Below are 5,909 nucleotides of genomic sequence, written 5' to 3'. Positions count from 1 at the left end.
AGTGAATGGCATCAAAACCTTGTTCTCCGTATCGCCTGCCGATGGTTCGTACAAGGTGAACTTTGGCGAAGAAGAATTTATGAATTACTTCAAGGAATTCCTGCGTCCGCAATTAGTGGAAATGCTGTTCTAAAAACTCCCACAGGATTATGAGTAAATACTATTACTTGGTAGCCGGTTTGCCTGAACTTACTCTGGAAGACAGTAAACTGAGCTATACAGTAGCCGATTTCAAGACGGAACTATATCCTGCCTTGTCGGAAGATGATAAAAAGTTGATAGATTTGTTTTATCTGAAATTCGATAATGCGAATGTCTTGAAACTATTGAAGGATAAGGATGCTGCCATCGACCCGCGCGGAAACTATTCGTCGGAGGAACTGGTGGAATATATCTCACAACTGAAGGATGGCGACGAAGTCTCTGACAGTGTATTCCCATCTTATCTCTCTACGTTCATTTCCGAATACTTCAGCCTGCCTGCCGAGGACGGTTTCTTGTATGAAGACCGCCTGGCAGCGCTCTATTACGCCTATGCTATGGAATCCAGGAATCAGTTTGTGTCTTCCTGGTTTGGCTTCAACCTCACTCTCAATAATATATTGGTGGCGCTCACAGCACGTAAGTTCAAGCTGGACATTGCTCCGCTGATTGTGGGTGATACGGAAGTGTGCGAGGCTCTGCGTACTTCCAATGCCCGTGACTTCGGTCTGGGTACTGAGGTGGATTATCTGGAGCAGCTGGTGAAAATCAGTGAGACGGAGGAACTGGTGGACCGGGAAAAGAAACTGGACCAGCTTCGCTGGGACTGGATGGAGGAGGCCACATTCTTCGATTACTTTACCGTGGAACGTCTGTTTGTCTTCCTGCTACAGCTGGAGATGATAGAACGGTGGATTTCGTTGGATAAAGAGAAGGGTAACCAACTGTTCCGCAGCATTATCGCTGCCTTGAAAGACGAGGTGCAGATACCCGCAGAATTCAGATAAAATAAACAACTAAAAATATATGGCAACAAAAGGAACTGTTAGTGGCGTAATAGCCAACATGGTGACCCTCGTCGTCGACGGACCGGTAGCGCAGAATGAGATTTGTTATATCTCGACCGGAGGAGACAAGTTGATGGCGGAGGTGATTAAGGTAGTAGGTACCCAGGTCTACGTGCAGGTATTTGAGAGTACCCGCGGACTGAAAGTGGGGGCCGAAGCTGCGTTTACCGGACATATGCTCGAAGTAACACTGGGGCCCGGTATGCTTTCGAAAAACTACGACGGTCTGCAAAACGACCTCGATAAGATGGACGGTGTTTTCTTGAAACGCGGGCAATATACCTATCCGCTGGATAAAGGAAGCAAATGGCATTTTGTGCCTTTGGCAAAGGTGGGCGACCAAGTGGAAGCCGCTGCCTGGCTGGGACAAGTGGACGAAAACTTCCAACCTCTGAAAATCATGGTGCCTTTTGAACAGAAAGGTGTGTGCACCGTGAAATCAATTGCAAAGGAAGGTGATTACAGCATTGAGGATACCATTGCAGTGCTGACGGATAGCGAAGGTAATGACATCCGGGTGAACATGATACAGAAATGGCCCGTGAAGCGCGCCATGACCAACTATAAGGAAAAACCGCGTCCTTTCAAATTGCTGGAAACCGGTGTGCGTGTAATCGACACCGTAAACCCGATTGTGGAAGGTGGTACGGGTTTTATCCCCGGTCCGTTCGGTACTGGAAAAACGGTGCTTCAGCATGCCATTTCAAAACAAGCGGAAGCGGACATCGTAATCATCGCTGCCTGCGGTGAGCGTGCCAACGAGGTTGTGGAAATCTTTACAGAATTCCCCGAATTGGTTGACCCGCATACGGGACGGAAGCTGATGGAACGTACGATTATCATTGCCAATACTTCGAACATGCCGGTGGCTGCCCGTGAGGCATCTGTCTACACGGCTATGACGATTGCAGAATACTACCGAAGCATGGGATTGAAGGTACTGCTGATGGCGGACTCCACTTCACGTTGGGCGCAGGCATTGCGCGAGATGTCCAACCGTATGGAGGAGTTGCCCGGTCCCGATGCCTTCCCGATGGACTTGTCCTCCATCATCTCCAACTTCTACGGCCGTGCGGGTTATGTGAAGCTGAACAACGGCGAGTCCGGTTCCATTACTTTCATCGGTACGGTATCGCCTGCCGGTGGTAACTTGAAGGAGCCGGTAACCGAGAATACGAAGAAGGTGGCACGCTGCTTCTATGCCCTTGAGCAAGACCGTGCCGACAAGAAGCGTTATCCTGCCGTAAACCCGATTGACTCGTATTCCAAATATATAGAATACCCTGAATTTGAAGAGTATATCACCAAGCACATCAATGGTGAGTGGATTGGCAAGGTGAATGAAATCAAGACCCGTTTGCAGCGTGGTAAGGAGATTGCCGAGCAAATCAACATCTTGGGTGACGACGGTGTGCCCGTAGAGTATCACGTGACTTTCTGGAAATCGGAATTGATTGACTTCGTTATTCTGCAGCAGGATGCCTTTGATGAAATTGATGCCGTGACCCCGATGGAGCGTCAGGAGGAGATTCTGAATATGGTAATAGAAATCTGTCATACAGAATTTGAGTTCGACAACTTCAACGAAGTAATGGATTACTTCAAGAAAATGATTAACATCTGTAAGCAGATGAACTACTCGAAGTTTAAGTCGGAAGAATACGACAAGTTCCATAAGCAGTTGCAGGAACTGGTTGAGGAACGTAAAGCCTAAGGATGTACTATGTGACTATTTACAATTTACTATTTGCCTTGCGGATGCAGGTGTACGGAGGTTGTAGATAGGAAAATAGTAGAATAGGATGGCAGAGATTTAAATAGTAAATAGTAAATTGCTAAATTGTAAATAAATAGATGGCAACAAAAGCATTTCAAAAAATATATACCAAGATTACTCAGATTACGAAAGCTACGTGTTCGCTGAAGGCAACCGGAGTGGGGTATGACGAGTTGGCGACCGTAAACGGCAAGCTGGCCCAGGTGGTGAAGATTGCCGGCGACGAAGTGACTTTGCAGGTGTTTGAGGGTACGGAAGGTATTCCCACCAATGCAGAGGTAGTATTCTTGGGCAAGGCTCCTACAATCAAAGTGAGCGAGCAGCTTGCCGGACGCTTCTTCAACGCCTTTGGCGACCCCATCGACGGTGGTCCGGCCATTGAAGGCGAGGAGGTGGAAATTGGCGGTCCATCCGTGAATCCGGTGCGCCGTAAGCAGCCCTCGGAACTGATTGCAACCGGTATTGCAGGTATCGACTTGAACAATACGCTGGTGTCCGGACAGAAGATTCCGTTCTTTGCCGACCCCGACCAGCCCTTCAACCAGGTGATGGCGAATGTGGCTCTGCGTGCGGAGACCGACAAGATTATCCTTGGCGGTATGGGTATGACGAACGATGACTACCTCTACTTCAAGAACGTATTCTCCAATGCCGGTGCGCTCGACCGTATCGTCAGCTTTATGAATACCACCGAGAATCCTCCGGTAGAGCGTCTGCTGATTCCGGATATGGCACTGACGGCGGCCGAGTATTTTGCTGTAAACAATAATGAAAAGGTGCTGGTGCTGCTGACGGATATGACTTCCTACGCCGATGCGCTCGCCATCGTATCCAACCGTATGGACCAGATTCCTTCGAAGGACTCCATGCCGGGATCCCTTTATTCGGACTTGGCGAAGATATACGAAAAGGCGGTGCAGTTCCCAAGCGGCGGTTCCATCACGATTATTGCGGTGACGACTCTGTCCGGTGGCGACATTACGCATGCCGTGCCCGACAATACGGGTTATATCACGGAAGGCCAGTTGTTCCTCCGTCGTGACAGCGACATCGGTAAGGTTATCGTTGACCCGTTCCGTTCCTTGTCCCGTCTGAAACAGCTTGTTACGGGCAAAAAGACACGTAAGGACCATCCGCAGGTGATGAATGCCGCCGTACGTCTGTACGCCGATGCCGCCAACGCCAAAACCAAGCTTGAAAACGGTTTTGACCTGACGAACTACGACGAACGTACCCTTGCCTTTGCCAAGGACTACTCCAACCAGCTACTGGCCATCGATGTCAACCTCGATACCACAGAGATGCTCGATGTGGCATGGAGTCTGTTCGGCAAGTATTTCCGTCCGGAAGAGGTGAATATCAAGAAAGAGCTTGTGGACCAGTTCTGGCCGAAAGCAAACTAAATAAATGTACGATTAGACGATTTACGGTTTACGATTGATATTACTGAAATTGTAAATCTGTAAATTGAGAAATTGAGTAGCTTCAGTCGTCTAATCGTAAATCGTTAAATCGTAAATAAAATGGCTATTAAGTTTCAATATAACAAAACCTCGCTTCAGCAACTCGAAAAGCAACTGAAGGTGCGCGTGCGTACACTCCCCATCATCAAGAACAAGGAGAGTGCCCTGCGTATGGAAGTGAAGCGCTGCAAGGGAGACGCTGCCGCGTTGGACGCGAGGTTGGAAAAGGAAATCCAAGCTTACGAAGCCATGTTCGCCCTTTGGAATGAGTTCGACGCTTCATTGATAAAGGTCAGCGATGTTCATCTCGGTGTAAAGAAGATTGCCGGTGTACGGGTGCCGTTGCTCGAGAATGTAGATTTCGAGATACGCCCTTACAGCTTGTTCAATGCGCCCAAATGGTATGCAGACGGGCTGCATTTGCTTAAGTCACTGGCACATACTGCCATCGAGCGTGAATTTACTGTTGCCAAGTTGAACTTGTTGGAACATGCGCGTAAAAAGACCACCCAGAAGGTGAATCTTTTTGAGAAAGTACAGATTCCGGGTTATCAGGATGCTCTGCGCAAAATCAAGCGGTTTATGGAAGACGAGGAGAACCTTTCCAAGTCATCGCAGAAAATCATGAAATCCCATCAGGAGAAAAGGAAGGAGGCAGAGGCATGATTACGAAAATGAAGAAGCTCACGTTCCTTGTGTATCATAAGGAGTACGAAGCATTTCTGGCACAAATCCGGGAACTGGGCGTGGTGCACGTTGTGGAAAGGCAGTGCGGCGAGATGGACGACACCTTGCAGCAATTCATGCAGAAGCGTACGCTCTACAAGAATATGCTTCAGAGCATGCACACCCTGGCAGACAAACAGCCGGAAGAAAAGGTGCATAAAGAGTTGTCGGCCGATGCTCTGGTGAAATTCTACGAGGACTTGCAGGCGCGGATACAAGACTTGAACCAGCAGATTCCCGCCATCGACAAGGATGTGGCGCAGATGGAAGTCTGGGGCGATTTCGATTGGAGAGCCATCCGCAAGCTGGAAGATGCTGGTTGGTTCGTGCAGTTCTATACCTGCCCGGAGAAAGACTATAACGAAGCGTGGGCAGAGGACTACAATGCCATCGTGGTGAAAGAGAACGGCGGACATCTTTATTTCGTGACCGTCACCCCCCAACCGGTAGAACTGGATGTGGAACCGCTCCGTCTGCCTTCACTCAGCCTCTCCGAACTGAGCCGGAAGAAAGCCGATACGGAAGAGGCCCTTGTGCAGGCACATGCCGGATTGAAAGAATTCTGCAAAGCGAATTACTGCACGTTGGAGAAGTACAACCTACAGCTCCAGGAAGAGATAGACCTGCTGAAAGTCAAGCTGAACAGCGAACATATGGCAGAAGGTGCCGTAGTGTTGATGGAAGGCTGGATTCCCGAAGACTGCGAGGCGGATGTGAGGAAACTTCTCGATGAAAGCGGCACTTATTATGAGATAAGGGCTGCCAAGCGCGAGGACAATGCTCCCATCAAGCTGAAAAACAACGCCTATACACGCATGTACGAAGTGCTTACCAAAATGTACGGTATGCCCGAATATGCCGAGTTCGACCCGACACCGATACTTGCGCCATTCT

General features: G+C 49.0%; 5 protein-coding genes. All 5 read left to right on the top strand.

Going from position 1 to position 5,909, the window contains the following annotated elements:
- Positions 1-149 precede the first annotated feature (149 nt).
- A complete protein-coding gene (locus ABUA47_RS20700; RefSeq protein WP_005837370.1) occupies positions 150-989 on the top strand; it encodes a DUF2764 domain-containing protein in 840 nt (279 codons plus the stop codon).
- Between the two features lie 19 nt (positions 990-1,008).
- Positions 1,009-2,763, top strand: coding sequence for a V-type ATP synthase subunit A (locus tag ABUA47_RS20695; protein ID WP_005837368.1), 1,755 nt, complete (start codon positions 1,009-1,011; stop codon positions 2,761-2,763).
- Positions 2,764-2,903: 140 nt separating this feature from the next.
- Complete coding sequence (locus tag ABUA47_RS20690; protein ID WP_005827389.1) at positions 2,904-4,229, top strand: V-type ATP synthase subunit B; 1,326 nt, start codon at positions 2,904-2,906, stop codon at positions 4,227-4,229.
- Positions 4,230-4,349: 120 nt separating this feature from the next.
- Positions 4,350-4,955 carry a V-type ATP synthase subunit D gene (locus ABUA47_RS20685; protein WP_005827391.1) on the top strand — a complete coding sequence of 202 codons (606 nt, stop codon included), beginning with the start codon at positions 4,350-4,352 and terminating at the stop codon, positions 4,953-4,955.
- Positions 4,952-5,909: V-type ATPase 116kDa subunit family protein (locus tag ABUA47_RS20680; protein WP_349831974.1), on the top strand; the 958-nt coding region annotated here is incomplete at its 3' end. The genes ABUA47_RS20685 and ABUA47_RS20680, both read left to right, overlap by 4 nt.

The organism is Bacteroides sp. RTP31139st1_H2_RTP31139_211217, assembly GCF_040227615.1.
GTDB classification, from domain to species: Bacteria; Bacteroidota; Bacteroidia; order Bacteroidales; family Bacteroidaceae; genus Bacteroides; species Bacteroides uniformis.
Note: the sequence above shows the minus strand (reverse complement) of the source record. Positions and strands in the feature narration are given on the sequence as shown.

Excerpts from the sequence above, each read along its gene's own strand:
- ABUA47_RS20700 (WP_005837370.1), top strand. The coding sequence starts at position 150 with ATGAGTAAATACTATTACTTGGTAGCCGGTTTGCCTGAACTTACTCTG.
- ABUA47_RS20685 (WP_005827391.1), top strand. The coding sequence starts at position 4,350 with ATGGCTATTAAGTTTCAATATAACAAAACCTCGCTTCAGCAACTCGAA.
- ABUA47_RS20690 (WP_005827389.1), top strand. The coding sequence starts at position 2,904 with ATGGCAACAAAAGCATTTCAAAAAATATATACCAAGATTACTCAGATT.
- ABUA47_RS20695 (WP_005837368.1), top strand. The coding sequence starts at position 1,009 with ATGGCAACAAAAGGAACTGTTAGTGGCGTAATAGCCAACATGGTGACC.